This window comes from Martelella sp. K41-7, assembly GCF_055808365.1.
On the sequence record NZ_CM147867.1, the window covers coordinates 310955 to 324243 of the forward strand.

Genomic DNA, 13289 nt, shown 5'->3' on the forward strand with positions numbered 1-13289 from the left:
TTCACCGGAACCGCCTGGAAAGGCAGATGCGATTGACCGAATACGAGACCGCCAGCGAAGACTGGTCTGCCGATCTTGCGCTTATTGAGTCAGCCGCGCGCGAGGCGGGGGAGCTGGCGCTTTCCCATTTCGGTCAGGACCCCGAAGTCTGGTGGAAAAACGACGGGCAATCGCCGGTGAGTGCTGCTGACTACGCCGCCAACGAATGTCTCGAGTCCATTCTGATGGATGCGCGTCCGGACTATGGCTGGCTTTCCGAGGAAAGCCGCGATGATCTCAGGCGGCTTGAGACGCCGTGTGCGTTTGTGGTTGACCCGATCGACGGCACGCGCGGCTTTCTCGGCGGTCACAAGAGCTGGGTCGTCAGCGTCGCCGTGGTCAGCCAAAACCGTCCGGTGGCCGGTGTTCTGGTGGCGCCGGCGCTCGGGGATATATATTCGGCATACAAGGGCGGTCCGGCGCTTTTGAACGGTGCGCCGATCGTGACATCGATCGCTGATGGTGAGGCCGATGACACCGCGCTTGAACTGTGCCTTCCGGCCAGTCTTGCCGACCGGTTTGAACCGGCCTTTCTCGAACGTTTGCGGCGGGCATCCTATATCCCTTCGCTGGCCTATCGGCTGGCTCTGGTCGCAGAGGGGCGGCTGGACGGTACGCTTGTCAGGCCGAACTCGCACGACTGGGATCTGGCAGCGGCAGATATTATTCTTTCGGCCGCTGGCGCGTCGCTCGTTGATGTGCAAGGTCAGCCGCTGTCCTACAATCGCGCCAGCGTGCGTCACGGTACTCTATTTGCGGGTAATTCCGGGCTGGTCGGCACGTTGTTGCGGCAATTCGGCCCGCTTCCTCAATCTTGACAAGCCCCGGTAAACCCGGGAAACCATGATCGCTCAAATTGAGACCAACGGAACATGAGGTTCAGAAATGGCTGACACGGTCGAAAACAAGCAACTTCTTCACCTCGTCTTCGGTGGCGAGCTGGAAAGTCTGAAAAGCGTCCGCTTCACCGATCTCGATGCGCTCGATATCGTCGGTATCTATCCCAATTATGCAACCGCGCATGCCGCCTGGAAATCAAGGGCGCAGCAGACTGTTGATAACGCCCATATGCGTTATTTCATCGTGCACCTGCACAGGCTTCTCGACCCCGAGCAGTGATGCTCATTTCGTCGGTATCCATGTTTTCGCCGCATGATTCTGTATCATTAAATTTGCGAACATTTCGAGTATTCAATTTTCGAATAAAACCATTTGGTGTTATGCGAAAAAAATATTCGGAAAAGATGCAACGACTTCATTATTGGCGTGGTTCGATTTCCCGCTTGATGATACTTCTATGAACATGTGATTCGCGTTTTGGTAGCGGTGTTGCTGCCGGTCCTAGCTCAAGAACGGGGATGCGGACGGAATTATGAAATCTGGCTTTTCGGTATGGTTCGCGACTAACGGGTATTGGCTGGGGGGTATCCTCGGCTATCCGTTGCTGAAGCCGATACTTTATCAGCGGATGAGAAAAGGCAAGGAAGAGCGTTCGCGTCTCAACGAACGTTTCGGCCGGACCGATGTGAAACGACCCGATGGGCCAATTGTCTGGATCCATGCGGCAAGCGTGGGCGAGACACTGGCTGTCACCCAGCTGGTCGAAAGCATCAGGGCGTGCGAGATTTCAGTTCTTCTTACGACGGGTACGGTGACCTCTGCGAAGCTTTCGGCAGAGCGTTTCGGTGATGGCGTGATCCACCAGTATGTGCCTCTTGATGCCATGCCGGCCGTTTCGAGATTTCTCGATCACTGGCGGCCGGATCTTGCCATCAATGTCGAGACAGAAGTCTGGCCCGTGACGATTGCCGAACTCGCGCGTCGCAGAATTGCACATATTATCGTCAATGGACGCATTTCCGATCGTTCCTTCCAGCGATGGATGCAGCGGCGGCAACTGGCGCGGACATTGTTTTCGCGGTTTTCGCTGGTCATGGCCCAGACCGACATTGATGCCGAGCGCTTTGCCGACCTCGGTGCGTTGCATGTGACTGTCTCGGGCAATCTCAAGGTGGATCGCGATGCGCCCCCGGCTGATGACGACGCATTGACTGCGCTCAAACAAGCCGTTGGTGATCGCCCCGTCTGGGCTGCGATCTCGACCTTCGACGGCGAGGAAAAAATTGCCGCAGATGTCCATACCGCTTTGAAGGAGCGGCACAAGGGGCTTTTGACCGTCATCGTTCCACGTCACCCGGATCGTGGCGATGTGCTTGCGGGGCTGTTCGCCGCCAAGGGCCTCAATGTCCGGCGCCGCTCTCTGGGCGAAACACCGGCCGTTGATACCGATATCCTGCTTGGCGATACGATTGGTGATATGGGGCTTTACCTGCGCCTGAGTGAGATCGCCTTCGTCGGCCGGTCGATGACGGCAAAAGGCGGACAGAATCCGCTGGAGCCCGCAATCCTGGGCACCGCCGTTCTGACCGGTCCCTATGTTGAGAATTTCCGTGATACCTACAGGCAGCTGCGCCAGCGCGGCGCCGTGCGCACCGTCGAAGGGGCGGAAGCGCTTATGCAGTCGGTCGATTTCCTGTTGCGCGACGCGGATGCACGCCGCCACATGATTGAGTCGGGCTATGCCGGTGTGCGGGATATGCGCGGGGCACTGATCAAGACCATGAAGGGGCTTGAACGTTATCTTGCACCGCTTCGGCTGGAAGCCCGGTTTTTCGCCAGACCGAAGCCTGTTCCCAAGCATGAGCGTTCCTTGACCATTCAGGAAAAACTTGCCAGTCAGGACCTGCGCAAGGCGCTGCGGTGAATTCTTTTGGCCGTGCCAACGTCAAGTCGGAGACGGCTTCCCAATGCTTAGCAAAACTCAGCCTTTCTGGTGGAACGACAAGCGCCTCCTGAGCCGGCTGCTCTGGCCTCTTTCCTGGCTTTATGGTGCGGTTGTCGCAAGGCGGATGACGCGTATGCGAGGCGATCTTGTCACTGTGCCTGTTTTGTGCGTCGGCAATTTCACTGTCGGCGGAACCGGCAAGACGCCGGTTGCCGAAGCGCTCGCCCGGGCGGCGTTGGCACGGGGCAGGAAACCCGGCTTTGTATTGCGCGGTTACGGTGCGAAGATTACCGCGGCACGCCTCGTGGACCCGGAACGTCATACCTATGCCGATGTTGGCGACGAGGCGTTAATGCTATCGCGCACGGCGCCCGTTGCGGTCTCTCCCGGCAGGGTTGATGCCGCGCGGCTTTTGCAGGACGCAGGCGTGGATTTCATCATCATGGATGACGGCTTGCAGAGCGGCAAGCTCAGGCCGGACTTCACGGTCGCTGTGGTGGATGCTCGCCGCGGGTTCGGCAATGGGTACTGCTTGCCGGCTGGTCCGCTTCGCGCACCACTTGCCGCCCAGCTCCCCAAAGCCGAGGTGATCCTGCTCAACGGGACCGGAAGCGCGGCCCCGTCCGTGGTCGCGGCAGCTGATCGTGCAAATGTGCCTGTCGTCCATTTCAGCCAGAAGCCGGTGGAGGGGGCTGATCAAATGGCCGGCCAAAGGGTTCTGGCCTATGCGGGGATCGGTGATCCGCAAAAATTTTTTGATACGCTCACATCTCTCGGGGCTGATGTTGCCGACAGGCAAGCCCTTGCGGATCATGCTCCGATTACCGCAAGGCTGGCAGGCTCGCTCCTTGAGCGGGCCAGGCAGAACGGACTTGTTCTGGTCACGACTGCAAAGGACATGGCTCGGCTCGCCGGCGCTCGTGATGCTCACCTCGATGAATTGCGGACTGAGAGCACGGTGCTGGAAATCACTGCTGTATTCGAAGATGCAATGATGGCCGAACGATTCGTCTGTGCCACTGTCGATGCCTTCGAGGCGCGGACATACGGCCGCCGCTGAATGTGACGGTGTGGCCGTCGGCATGGACCGGCATCCGATTTTCGGTGGGCAAGCGGGGCTGTTTGGCGTATTCTTTCCGCGTACCGGCATTTTCAAGATCGGTTGGTTACGATGAGGATACTGTCTGGAGATGTGCGTCCCGCTGTGGTGGAAGACGCGGAAAAGATTGCGAATGTGCACTGGAGAGCATGGCAGCATGTGTATGCCGGCGTCATGCCTCATCGCGCGCTGCACGAGATGATCACGCGGCGCAATACCACTTGGTGGCGCAAGGCGATTGCCAGCGAGGAAACGTTGCTGGTCCTTGAAGTCCAGGGGCTGCCGGTCGGCTACGCTAATGTCGGGCTCAACCGGGTCAAGGCGCTCCCTCAGGAAGGTGAGATTTACGAAATCTATCTGCTGCCGGAATATCAGGGCCTCGGGTTTGGCCGTGAGCTGTTCTCCGAAGCGCGCGGACTGTTGAATTCACTTGGCTGCAAGGGCACGATTTGCTGGAGCATCGAGGCGCTTGAGCAGGCCGAGCTGTTCTTTGTTGCCATGGGTGGCAAGCGCTTTGCCTTTCTCGAAGAGACCTTTGGAGACAGAGCTCTCGCCAAAGTCTCCTATGTCTGGGACTGAGTTCTGCCGGGCCAGACTATATCCGAAGTATGACGCCAGACCGTCAAATTAACGGAAGTCATTTCTCATTATTGCTTTGTCTGGCCAATTTGATTATCCAAGGCACGATATTTTTCCCTGTTTGGAGGCACGAATGCGTATTGAAGCGATTGCGATCGGCAACAACCCGCCGGAAGACATTAATGTTATTGTCGAAGTCCCGATGGGCGGCCAGCCGATCAAGTACGAGATGGACAAGGATGCCGGTGTTCTGGTCGTCGACCGCTTTCTCTACACGCCGATGATGTATCCCGGCAATTATGGTTTCGTGCCGCATACGCTGTCTGATGACGGTGACCCGATCGATGTGCTGATCTGTAATTTCCGCCCGCTGATGCCGGGATGCCTGATCAATGTCCGTCCCATCGGTGTGATGATGATGGAAGACAATTCCGGCAAGGACGAGAAGATCATCGCCGTTCCGTCCCGCGAGCTCAGCGCCCGCTTCGACAAGGTCGAGAACTTTACCGATATTCCCGATATCCAACTCAAGCAGATCGAGCATTTCTTCGAGCACTACAAGGACCTGGAACCCGGCAAGTGGGTCAAGATCTTTGGTTGGCACGATGCCGATGAGGCCAAGAGGCTGATTGTTGAAGCAATCGAGCGCGCCAAGGAAAAAGGCTGAGTTTTCGTCAGCCATTGACGCGGTTTCACGCATAAAAAAACTCCGGGTCGTTGTACCCGGAGTTTTTTATTATCTTTGTCTTTGTCTCAGTAAAGCCGCGGGATCACACCGGTCAGGATCAGCCTCTGCAGGAAGAAGACAATCAGCAGCACAATGATCGGCGAAATGTCGATGCCGCCGAGATTGGGCAGAAAATTGCGGATCGGCCGGTAGACCGGCTCGGTGATCGCGTAGAGCGCGCGACCGATCGAGTTGATGAACTCGCTGTTCGCATTGATGATGTTGAATGCGTAAAGCCAGGAGAATATGGCGCTGGCGATAATCACCCACTTATAAATCTCGAGCGCGTAGTAAATCGTCTCGAATAGCGCGATCATGAATAACTCCCGTTTTTTCCTTGCAAACATTTAGACATTCAAATCTAAACGGGCAAGGGGTACGCAGTTCTCATTGGTTGATATCGACCGAAAACACGATACTGTCCCTTCATATAATTTCCGGAAAGCCTGCCCCCCGATGATCAATCCTGAGACCGGCGCCCGCTTCGACGCCTTTCGCCACCGTGGATATGCGCTCTATTTTTACTCGCGTTTCCTGGGGACGTTTGCGGTTCAGATCGTCTCGGTCGCCGTTGGCTGGCAGATGTATGAGGAGACCGGAAATGCCTTCTATCTCGGCCTGATCGGGCTTTTCCAGTTCCTGCCCTCGCTGTTTCTGACATTGGTGACAGGTACGATTGCCGATCGCTACAACCGGCGCATGATTGCGGCGGTCTGCTTCGGCGTCGCCACCGTGTGTGCGGCAACGCTGCTGGCGATCACGATCCTCGGTCTGTTCTCGCCCTGGCCTGTTTTTGCATTGCTGGCCGTGTTCGGCACGGAGCGCGCCTTTTCAGGCCCGGCGCTACAGTCGCTGGCGCCCAATCTCGTGCCGGAGAAGGATCTGGCTAATGCGATCGCCTGGAATTCCTCGTCATGGCAGATCGCCTCGATTGTCGGGCCTGTTGCCGGCGGTCTGCTTTATGGCATCGGCGCGACATTTGCCTATTCGACTGCGCTCGCCTTGTTTGCGGGCGCAACAGTGCTGATGGTGATGGTGCCGAAGCCCGAAAGCCGCAGGCCGCAAAGTGCGGTGTCGCTTCAGAGCATTCTCGCCGGCTTTCGGTTCATCACTTCGGAAAAAGTGGTTCTCGGGGCGATCTCGCTTGATCTTTTCGTTGTTCTGCTGGGCGGCGCAGTGGCGCTGATGCCGGTTTTTGCGAGTGATATTCTGGATCTCGGCCCCTGGGGGCTTGGGCTGTTGCGCGCCGCGCCCGGCTTTGGTGGTGTGCTCGTCGCACTTCTGCTTGCCAGTGTGCCGATCCGCCATCATGCCGGCTACTACATGTTTGCAGGCGTTGCCATTTTCGGCGTTTCGACCGTGGTTTTCGGGCTTTCGACCAGCCCGTGGATTTCGATTACAGCGCTTGCTGTCATGGGCGGGGCCGACATGATTTCGGTCTATGTGCGTGAAACCCTGATTGCGCTGTGGACGCCGGACGAGCTACGCGGTCGGGTCAATGCCGTCAACATGGTGTTTGTCGGTGCCTCGAACGAGCTTGGTGAATTCCGCGCAGGCACCATGGCCCATGTTATCGGCGCGGTGCCCGCCGTTGTCTTCGGCGGTGTCGGCTCGCTGGCGGTCGCTGGAATCTGGGCGATGAAATTCACCAAACTCAGAAAGATCGACAGTCTGGAAACGCCCGATCATCTTGTCGGGCGCTAGAGCGGATCAACCGGCGTCGTCGAACACGATATCGAGGAAATTGTCGAGCCAGGCCTTGAGCGCGCGGTCATGCAGCATGCGGCCTTCGAGATGCAGATTGCCCGGCTGGGCCTTGGGCAGGCTGAAACGGCTTGCGCCCCGCACCACCCAGCTTTGCATCATCATCCGTGTCAGCTCAGCATGGAATTGCACGCCGTAAGCCTTTTTGCCGTAGCGAAAGGCCTGGTTGGGGTACAGGTCGCCATGCGCCAGCAGGTTGGCCCCATGTGGCAGCTCGAAGCCTTCTCGGTGGAACTGATAGACCATGGACGGCCATGTCATCAACAAACGGCCGTGATTGGTGGCCTCGATCGGATACCAGCCGATCTCCACTGACCCGTCATTATTGCCGTAAACCCTGGCGCCGAGCTGGCGCGCCAGCATTTGCGCGCCTAGGCATATGCCGAGAAAGGGGCGATCTTCCTTCAGCGGAATATCAAGCCAGTCGATCTCGCGCCGGACATAGTCTTCATTGTCGTTGGCGCTCATCGGTCCGCCGAAAACGACGGCGCCGGAATGGTTTGCAAGCGTATACGGCAGCGGGTCGCCCAGCGCCGGGCGGCGGATGTCGAGGGGAAAGCGCTTCTGCATCAGAAGCTGACCAACCCGGCCGGGTGTCGAACGTTCCTGATGGAGAATGATCAGGACGGGTTTTTTGCTGTCACTCATTGGGTATCGGTGTCTTTCTCGTCCGTAGTCGAAGCCCGCTTCAGTGCCTCCTGCCGCTCCAGCACGCGGTCGCGTCCGGAAACACCGATCAGTTCGGCAATGCGCCACACCACATTGTCTTCCATCTCGCTGCGGCTGCCGTCGGCATAGGCGATGTCCCAGAGCAGACCGATCAGTTTGATGCGCTGATCTTCATCAAGATGGCGTTTCACATCGGAGGTGAAACGATAGAAATCGACGGCCTCGCTGCCAGCCTCCTCTCCAGCCGCAATGAGGTTTGAAAGGCCGGTGCCATGCAGCCCATACTTGGTTTCCATCAGTTCCCTGAGGCGCTTTTGCTCGCTCTCGCTGATCACACCATCTGCCTCCATCACCTGATAGCAGAGTGCAACTACGGCAACACGGGCATCGTTCGGCCGGTCATTGCTTTCGTCAGCGTCATTGGTGATGTCCTGCAGGAACCTGCTGATTTTTTGGAACATACGGGAAAATGCCTTGCTGGTGGATCATAAAAACATCATGGCGCGGGGGCGCTCGTTCGCCAATAGGCGAATTGCACCCGCATGGTCAAATTACAGTTATGACAATCGCCAGGAGAGGTGTTCAGAAAAACCTGCGTTTTTTCGGCGGCGGTGCGTCATCGTCGTCGCTGTCTGAAATGCCCGGATCATCCGGTGTACGGCCGCCAAAAGGCGAGAACCCAGGCTTCTTGTCAGCGTCTTCGTCCTCGTCCTCCGGCCCGCTTTCAGCCGGTTTCGGTGCGGCTAGGTCGTCTTCCGCAGTGCCTTGCTCTGGTACAGTCGCATCGTCCGTTGCCGGGTTTTCGGGGGAGGTGTCCCTCACTTCCGTTTCGTCCAGAGCAGGCTCGGCTTCGGGTTCTTCAGGCGTGGCCCTTTCTGTTTCGTCTTCTGTTTCAGCGGCCTGCGCTTCATCCTCTTTGCCACCCGTGTCGGCGATATGAGCCGCCTCGGCAACGGCGGCCGGGGCCACGGCTGCGGCGTCAATCATTGTTGGGCCGGCGGGCTTATCTTCGGTCAGCCCCTCGGGCGCATTGCTTGCGAACGCCTCCGCTTTGGCCTCGGCGGCATCATCGAAGATCGGCGCAGTGTCGTCGGCAGGCTCTTCGGCTTTCACACCACCAATGGGCGGCAGGCTTTTCAGGGCTGCGTCCAGACGGGTGGCCGAACCTTCCTCGACGGGACCTTCGATCGCGCCGTAAGGCACTTTCCACTCGAACGCATCGATCTTGCCGGTCGCAGGCGAATAGGGGCGCCAGTATTCCGAAACCAGGCCGTCGGCGACCCATGTCGGGTCGCGTTCGGCGCGCAGCGCTTGGGCCATCCAGTGGCGTACACGCCCCTGGTCTCCTGTTTCCGCTTCCTCGATATCGGCCAGCAGAAGAAAGGCGCTTTCGCGCGACTGCATACGCGCTGCCGCCTCCGCCTTGGTCCGGGCCTTTTCGAATTCGCGGGCGTCCAGCGCTGCGCGGGCAACGACCATCAGCGAAACCGGGTTGTTGGGCTTCAGACCTTCGAGCTTTTCGGCCCGTTTCAGACGGTCGACGGCAGTATCGCCGCCACGGGCGCGCGCATAGAGCGCACCGGTCTGCGGGTGTGGTTCCTTCTTCCACACCATCTCCAGAACGCCTGCGGATTTTCTGAGATTGCCCTGTGCGAGATAGGCCTTGGCGGCGATGATCGCGGCAGGATGGAAATCATCTCGCAGTTTCAGCGCCTGAAGCGCGTCGGCGGCCGCGCCCTTCTGATCGGTGTCAAGCTTGCTTTCAGCTCGTGCTGTCAGAAGAACGGCCTTGAGCCGGGCCGATTCCTGCTTGTCTGTAACCTTTGCCGAGCGCTGTTGGTCAAGCAACCGGATGGCATCATCCCAGCGGCCCTGACGGGTGCGGCTTTCCAGCGTCGCCTTGGCCGCCCAGGCCAGGTAGGGCGCCTTGTCGGCGGCGCGCTCGGCGTATTGCTGTGCGGCCTCGTCTGCGCCAACGCGTTTTGCCTCGAGGTAAAGACCGCGCAGGCCGAGTTCCTGTGTTTCGGGGTCGTCGGCCATGGTTTCAAACAGCCGCCGCGCCTTGTCGTGATTGCCCTCGATCAGCGCCACCTGCGCATCGAGCACGTGGATCAGCGGTTCCTGATCGACACTCAGCAGCGCATGGGCGCGCGTGCTCATCTTGCGCGCCATCACCAGATTGCCCGAGCCGGCTGCAATCAGACCGGTGGAGATTGCCTGATAGCCACGGTCGCGTTTGCGGGCGCGGAAATAGCGTCGTGCACTATTGGGGGAGGTCCAGAGTGCGCTGATCAGCCACCATACGACCATGACCACGAAAATCAACGCGATCAGCAGGGCAAGAGCGGTCGTCAGCGGTGTCTGGAACAGCTGGCCCTGCCATGTCAGCGTCAGCTCGCCGGGGCGGTCGGCAAACCAGGAGAAACCGAGAGCAAAGGCGAGAACGACGATCGCGAAAATGAGCAGTCTGATCATATCGTGCCCTCCTTAATTGGCTGGTGTGGATGGCGTTCCGGCAACCGGCGCGCCAGCGGTGCTGCCAAGCGCGCTTGCCAGCGTTTCCGACACCAGTTTGTTGGCCTTGATGCGAGCGGACAGTGCATTTTCGAAATCCGACGAGACCTGTTTGGCGTCCTCCGGCAGGGATTGCCATTCCTGCTCAGCCTGTTTGAGGTTGCCCTGCTTCAGGTCGTTTTCAATGCGTGCAACGATCGCGGGCGTGCCTTCGCCCTCGACATCGCCGACAGGGCGGACATTGACGAGGCCCTTGGCGCTGTCGACCAGGCGATTGAAAATGCCGGTATCGGGTGGCGGCTGGTTGGTGGCTGCAATGATGCTATCGGCGATCGATGAAAACTGCTCGGTCAGCGCTTCACGCGTCGGTACGCCGCTTGCAGCCAGCGATTTGAGCGTGGCCAGGTCTTTGGCTGCGGGGGCAACCTGCGCGTATGTCGCAAGCTCCGTCTCGAAATTCTGGCCCCGGTCGATGGCCGATTTCAGACCGGCGGCGGCAATGGCGCGGGCCACGGCGAGATCCTTGCCGGGCGTGTTCACCTTTTGCTCGAGCGCTGTCAGTTTCTGCTGCATGGCCTGCTGGGCGGAACTGATATTGCTTTTCAGGGTGGCGTTTTCCTGGGCAAGGGACTGCAGTTGGCTTGCATCGGACTGGACGGTGTTTCGAAGCTTTGAAACCTGCTGCTGAAGAGCGGCAACGCTGTCACTGCCATTGCCGGAGGATAGGCTTTCGATCTGGCTTTTCAGTGACGAGACGTCAGACTGAAGACTGCTGACGGCGCCGGACTGATCCCCGGATTTGAGGGTCGTGATTTCCTGGCGCAGGGCGGAAAGCTCGTCCTGCATCGATCCATTCGAAGATGACGGGCCAATAAGGCCGGCATAGGATAGTGCGGCGGCTCCCGCTAGTGCAATGACACCGCCCGCAACCCCTGCGGCGATGAAGCCACCGATACCCGGACCGTGGTTTTCCTGCGGCGGTTCATCTGCCGGAGGCGGCGGTGTTGCGGTATTGCCGCCGTCTGATATTGTTTCGGTCGTCTCATCAGCCGTCACGGTCTCGTCGGTTTCGCTGTCAGCTTCTCGGGAGGGCTCCTGCGCGCCGTGTTCTTCATGGCGCTTGATCGCCGCGGCGACATCGGCCATCGCCGTCTTGACGGCGGTGTCGTTATCTTCAGGCGCAACGGGCGGATTTCCGGTTTCGTGGCCGGCCTCATGGGCCGGCGTCACGTTGGTGTCTTCACGTTTTTCGTTCTTCGGGGGCTGTGACGGCGTGTCCGAAACCATGGTTACCTCTTTTGCGCTTCCTGCTGCTAAGTTAGAGGGCGCGCGCTGTTTAGAAAAGGTCTTTGTGGTGTAGTTGTTGCCGGACACGCGGAAAAGCCCGGCAGAAACCCTCAGTCAAGCAGACCAAACAGGCTGTTTTCATCAGGCGTTTCGGCAATTCGGGCCATTGCCGAAAGGTTTCCCGGCAGCCCCGCCGCGACAGCTGCACTCAGGCACAGGAATTCGGGCTGGAGACCGAATTCTTCCAGCAATGTGGGCCGGACGAGTGCGAAAAAGCGTGCGGCACCCGCCGCCGAATAAAACAGGATCGCATCCGGCCTTGCCGCCGTCAGTATCTTCTCAGCCTGCGCCGGTGAAACGACAACCGGTCGCATTGCGTAGACCGTCACGGTCTCGAACGCGATATTGTATTGCTGAAGCGCTTCTTCAAAGAACGGCGCGCGTTGACTGCCGGCGAGGTAAAGCAGCGGCGCATCTTCGTCGGGCGGACAGGCGGCTATGGTGCTGGCTAGGGATTGTCCGTTGCCGCCACCTTCGACTATACGGTTGAAACCGGCAGTCCTTGCGGCTTCTGCGGTCTTGTGGCCGACGGCAAACACCGGCCGGTCCTTCATGCCGGGTGCATCGCGTTCCGCGTTCACCCCGTAAAGCGCCTCGGTACTGGTGACGGCAAGCGCAGACCAGCGGTTCGGTCCAATGGCGTTGCGAACAGCATCCTCGAAATGCACCGGGCGAAACAATGGCATCTGAAACGCGGCGTGCCCCATGGCCTCAAGGCGCGCGCAAGTGCTGGCGGCCTTCTCCTGCGGTCGGGTCACGAGAACGCGCATGGCGTCAGGTCCAGTCTTCGAAAAAGCCGGGGCCTGCTCGTTTCTTCAGTGTTTCGCCGGCAAAGCGCCCGAGCTTTTCGGCTTCACCACGCATGCCGTCGGTGACGATGTCGTGTGCGGTGACGCCGTCCGGGGTCAAAATCATGCCGGAAAACGAAATACGCTCGTTGAAGCAGCGGGCATAGGCCGCAATCGGGGTGCGGCAGGAACCGTCAAGGGCGGCCAGAAATGCCCGTTCGCAGGAAACGGCAACTGTCGTGTCGTCGTCGTTGACGGGAGCCAGCAGTGCGCCGATACGGGCATCGCCGCTGCGTTGCTCGATACAGATCGCGCCCTGGGCGGGGGCGGGCAGAAAATCGCGTACGCTGAGGACTTCGGTTGCCACATCCTCCATGCCGAGACGTTGCAAACCGGCATGGGCGAGAAACGTGCCCTGCACCGCGCCATCAGCAAGCTTTTGCAGCCGCGTCTGCACCGAGCCGCGGAACATCACCACCTCGATATCCGGCCTGAGGCGGCGAATCAGAGCCTGGCGCCTGAGCGAGGACGAGCCGACAACAGCCCCTTCCGGCAGGTCAGCGAGCTTTTTGACCGCTCTGCCGATAAAGGCGTCGCGCGGATCGGCGCGGGGCAGAAAGGTGGTCAGTGTGAGGCCTTCCGGCAACTTCGTCGGCATGTCCTTTGACGAATGTACAGCGAAATCAAGCTCACCCGACAGAAGCTGGGCTTCCAGCTCTTCGGTGAAAAGCCCCTTGCCGCCGATGGCAGAAAGCGGCCGGTCGGTGATCCGATCGCCCTTGGTGGAAAGTACCACGACTTCGAACATGTCTTCTGGCAGGCCATGAGCCACCATCAGCCGGTCGCGTGTTTCATGAGCCTGTGCGAGCGCCAGCGGGCTGCCGCGCGTTCCGATCCTGTAAGGTTTCGTTTGCATCCTGCGTCCACCGTTGTTACCGGGTGTTTCGTAAACCGGATTGCGCGCCGTCGCAAATACTC

14 protein-coding genes are annotated in these 13289 nt (G+C 59.2%); 7 read left to right on the top strand and 7 right to left on the bottom strand.

All coding sequences use genetic code 11. From position 1 onward, the window contains the following. Positions 1-26: 26 nt before the first annotated feature. The 6 genes from AC0L7L_RS01500 to ppa all read left to right on the top strand — a co-directional run bounded on the left by AC0L7L_RS01500 (position 27) and on the right by ppa (position 5169). Positions 27-857 carry a 3'(2'),5'-bisphosphate nucleotidase CysQ gene (locus AC0L7L_RS01500; RefSeq protein WP_473511407.1) on the top strand — a complete coding sequence of 277 codons (831 nt, stop codon included), beginning with the start codon at positions 27-29 and terminating at the stop codon, positions 855-857. A 67-nt stretch (positions 858-924) separates the two neighbouring features. Next, complete coding sequence (locus AC0L7L_RS01505) at positions 925-1158, top strand: DUF4170 domain-containing protein (protein ID WP_272209885.1); 234 nt, start codon at positions 925-927, stop codon at positions 1156-1158. Between the two features lie 253 nt (positions 1159-1411). Then, a complete protein-coding gene (gene waaA, locus AC0L7L_RS01510; protein ID WP_473511409.1) occupies positions 1412-2803 on the top strand; it encodes a lipid IV(A) 3-deoxy-D-manno-octulosonic acid transferase in 1392 nt (463 codons plus the stop codon). A 43-nt stretch (positions 2804-2846) separates the two neighbouring features. Continuing rightward, positions 2847-3884 (top strand): tetraacyldisaccharide 4'-kinase, encoded by a 1038-nt coding sequence (gene lpxK, locus AC0L7L_RS01515; protein WP_473511411.1) that lies wholly within the window; start codon positions 2847-2849, stop codon positions 3882-3884. Between the two features lie 111 nt (positions 3885-3995). Further along, positions 3996-4502, top strand: coding sequence for a GNAT family N-acetyltransferase (locus AC0L7L_RS01520; protein WP_272209889.1), 507 nt, complete (start codon positions 3996-3998; stop codon positions 4500-4502). Between the two features lie 133 nt (positions 4503-4635). Continuing rightward, the gene (gene ppa / locus AC0L7L_RS01525) at positions 4636-5169 is read left to right on the top strand and encodes an inorganic diphosphatase (protein WP_272209890.1); all 534 of its coding nucleotides are present in this window, start codon (positions 4636-4638) and stop codon (positions 5167-5169) included. Between the two features lie 86 nt (positions 5170-5255). Here ppa and AC0L7L_RS01530 read toward each other — a convergent pair whose 3' ends face one another. Continuing rightward, complete coding sequence (locus AC0L7L_RS01530; protein ID WP_272209891.1) at positions 5256-5546, bottom strand: YggT family protein; 291 nt, start codon at positions 5544-5546, stop codon at positions 5256-5258. Positions 5547-5685: 139 nt separating this feature from the next. On the opposite strand from AC0L7L_RS01530, the gene AC0L7L_RS01535 reads away from it, so the two are divergent. Next, on the top strand, positions 5686-6933 hold the full coding sequence (locus AC0L7L_RS01535) for an MFS transporter (RefSeq protein ID WP_473511415.1): 1248 nt from the start codon (positions 5686-5688) through the stop codon (positions 6931-6933). 6 nt (positions 6934-6939) lie between these two features. On the opposite strand, the gene AC0L7L_RS01540 is transcribed toward AC0L7L_RS01535, so the two are convergent. The 6 genes from AC0L7L_RS01540 to hemC form a co-directional block, all read right to left on the bottom strand. Continuing rightward, on the bottom strand, positions 6940-7641 hold the full coding sequence (locus AC0L7L_RS01540) for a glutamine amidotransferase (protein ID WP_473511417.1): 702 nt from the start codon (positions 7639-7641) through the stop codon (positions 6940-6942). Further along, positions 7638-8123, bottom strand: a complete 486-nt coding sequence (locus tag AC0L7L_RS01545; RefSeq protein ID WP_473511418.1) for a tellurite resistance TerB family protein — start codon at positions 8121-8123, stop codon at positions 7638-7640. Before AC0L7L_RS01545 ends, AC0L7L_RS01540 begins: the two co-directional genes overlap by 4 nt. Before the next feature lie 121 nt (positions 8124-8244). Further along, positions 8245-10137, bottom strand: a complete 1893-nt coding sequence (locus AC0L7L_RS01550; protein ID WP_473511420.1) for a heme biosynthesis HemY N-terminal domain-containing protein — start codon at positions 10135-10137, stop codon at positions 8245-8247. A 12-nt stretch (positions 10138-10149) separates the two neighbouring features. Beyond that, positions 10150-11463 (bottom strand): COG4223 family protein, encoded by a 1314-nt coding sequence (locus AC0L7L_RS01555; protein ID WP_473511422.1) that lies wholly within the window; start codon positions 11461-11463, stop codon positions 10150-10152. Positions 11464-11573: 110 nt separating this feature from the next. Next, a complete protein-coding gene (locus tag AC0L7L_RS01560) occupies positions 11574-12293 on the bottom strand; it encodes a uroporphyrinogen-III synthase (RefSeq protein ID WP_272209901.1) in 720 nt (239 codons plus the stop codon). Positions 12294-12297: 4 nt separating this feature from the next. After that, positions 12298-13227 carry a hydroxymethylbilane synthase gene (gene hemC / locus AC0L7L_RS01565; protein ID WP_473511425.1) on the bottom strand — a complete coding sequence of 310 codons (930 nt, stop codon included), beginning with the start codon at positions 13225-13227 and terminating at the stop codon, positions 12298-12300. Between the last annotated feature and the right edge of the window lie 62 nt (positions 13228-13289).

Coding starts and splice junctions, on each gene's coding strand:
- AC0L7L_RS01500 (WP_473511407.1), top strand. CDS start 27: ATGCGATTGACCGAATACGAGACCGCCAGCGAAGACTGGTCTGCCGAT.
- AC0L7L_RS01505 (WP_272209885.1), top strand. CDS start 925: ATGGCTGACACGGTCGAAAACAAGCAACTTCTTCACCTCGTCTTCGGT.
- waaA (WP_473511409.1), top strand. CDS start 1,412: ATGAAATCTGGCTTTTCGGTATGGTTCGCGACTAACGGGTATTGGCTG.
- lpxK (WP_473511411.1), top strand. CDS start 2,847: ATGCTTAGCAAAACTCAGCCTTTCTGGTGGAACGACAAGCGCCTCCTG.
- AC0L7L_RS01520 (WP_272209889.1), top strand. CDS start 3,996: ATGAGGATACTGTCTGGAGATGTGCGTCCCGCTGTGGTGGAAGACGCG.
- ppa (WP_272209890.1), top strand. CDS start 4,636: ATGCGTATTGAAGCGATTGCGATCGGCAACAACCCGCCGGAAGACATT.
- AC0L7L_RS01530 (WP_272209891.1), bottom strand. CDS start 5,546: ATGATCGCGCTATTCGAGACGATTTACTACGCGCTCGAGATTTATAAG.
- AC0L7L_RS01535 (WP_473511415.1), top strand. CDS start 5,686: ATGATCAATCCTGAGACCGGCGCCCGCTTCGACGCCTTTCGCCACCGT.
- AC0L7L_RS01540 (WP_473511417.1), bottom strand. CDS start 7,641: ATGAGTGACAGCAAAAAACCCGTCCTGATCATTCTCCATCAGGAACGT.
- AC0L7L_RS01545 (WP_473511418.1), bottom strand. CDS start 8,123: ATGTTCCAAAAAATCAGCAGGTTCCTGCAGGACATCACCAATGACGCT.
- AC0L7L_RS01550 (WP_473511420.1), bottom strand. CDS start 10,137: ATGATCAGACTGCTCATTTTCGCGATCGTCGTTCTCGCCTTTGCTCTC.
- AC0L7L_RS01555 (WP_473511422.1), bottom strand. CDS start 11,463: ATGGTTTCGGACACGCCGTCACAGCCCCCGAAGAACGAAAAACGTGAA.
- AC0L7L_RS01560 (WP_272209901.1), bottom strand. CDS start 12,293: ATGCGCGTTCTCGTGACCCGACCGCAGGAGAAGGCCGCCAGCACTTGC.
- hemC (WP_473511425.1), bottom strand. CDS start 13,227: ATGCAAACGAAACCTTACAGGATCGGAACGCGCGGCAGCCCGCTGGCG.